Source organism: Leisingera sp. ANG-M1 (assembly GCF_000813745.1).
Taxonomy (GTDB): Bacteria; Pseudomonadota; Alphaproteobacteria; order Rhodobacterales; family Rhodobacteraceae; genus Leisingera.
The window spans coordinates 1,700-2,412 of the sequence record NZ_JWLC01000032.1 but is presented as its reverse complement, the minus strand read 5'-3'; the positions used below and the strand labels follow the sequence as shown (position 1 = coordinate 2,412).

Annotated in this window: 1 protein-coding gene; it reads left to right on the top strand. The window is 67.0% G+C overall.

Features of this window, described 5'->3' with window-relative positions; genetic code table 11:
• Window positions 1–713, top strand: a 713-nt coding sequence (locus tag RA19_RS24040; RefSeq protein ID WP_039167938.1) for a heme biosynthesis protein HemY, incomplete at both ends; no start/stop codon positions are given.

The following is a 713-nucleotide window of genomic DNA, read 5'->3' as shown; positions in this document are numbered from 1 at the left end:
CTGTCCTGGCGCTGGGCGTGCTGGTTGCGGCTGTCTGGGTGTTTTTCAAGCTGCTGGCCCTGCTGGCCGCCACCTGGCATTTCCTGAACGGCGATGAAACCGCCTTGTCCCGCTACTGGGACAAAGGGCGCGAACGCAAAGGCTATCAGGCGCTGGCCGACGGGCTGATGGCGCTGGCCTCGGGCGAGGGACGCCTGGCGCTGGCCAAAGCCGCGCGGGCTGAGAAATACCTGCAAAAGCCCGAGCTGACCGACCTGCTGGTGGCCCAGGCCGCCGAGATGAGCGGCGATACCCGCAAGGCGGCCGAGGCGTATAAGCGGCTGCTGTCGGGACAGGCTACCCGCTTCGTCGGTGTGCGCGGAATCATGAAACAGAAACTGTCGGAAGGCGACACCGACACCGCCCGCCAGCTGGCCGAGAAGGCGCTGGCGCTGCGGCCCAAGCATGAGGAAGTGCAGGACACGCTGCTGCGTCTGCAGGCTCAGGCCGAGGATTGGGCCGGCGCGCGCAAGACGCTGTCGACCAAACTGAAGACCGGCACCCTGCCGCGCGACGTGTTCAAACGCCGCGACGCGGTGCTAGCGCTGTCCTCTTCCAAGGGGCTTTTGGATGAAAACGCATCGGTCGAGCAGCAGGAGCAGGCCATCGAGGCCAACCGCCTGTCGCCGGATCTGGTGCCGGCCGCGGCGATGGCGGCGCGCGCCTATATCGCC